We start from the raw sequence: 300 nt of genomic DNA, 5'->3' as shown, positions 1-300 counted from the left end.
GGCACCCCCCGGAGCTGCTGAACGCCCTGGTCAGCGGCGACGTCGCTGCGCTCGGCCGGGCGCTCGTGAACGACCTCGAGCCCGCCGCGCTGCGCTGCGTCCCGAACTCGGGCAGGTGCTGGAGGCCGGTCGCGACCTGGGCGCGGTGGCTTCGATCGTCTCCGGGTCGGGTCCCACGGTCGCGTTCCTGGCTGCCAACGAGTCCGACGCGGTCGACCTTTCGGTGAAGCTGTCCGGTGAGAGCGTGTGCCGTGCCGTGAAGCGGGTCAGCGGCCCGGTGCCCGGCGCGCGTCTCGTGGT

1 pseudogene is annotated in these 300 nt (G+C 73.7%); it reads left to right on the top strand.

Annotated features, from left to right (window positions below):
• Positions 1-300: pseudogene (locus tag BN358_RS21350) on the top strand (4-(cytidine 5'-diphospho)-2-C-methyl-D-erythritol kinase); the annotation flags it as partial.

The sequence above is a fragment of the Sedimentibacter sp. B4 genome (genome assembly GCF_000309315.1).
GTDB classification, from domain to species: Bacteria; Bacillota; Clostridia; order Tissierellales; family Sedimentibacteraceae; genus Sedimentibacter; species Sedimentibacter saalensis.
The sequence above is the reverse complement of the archived record's forward strand: the minus strand, read 5'-3'. Positions and strand labels throughout refer to the sequence as shown.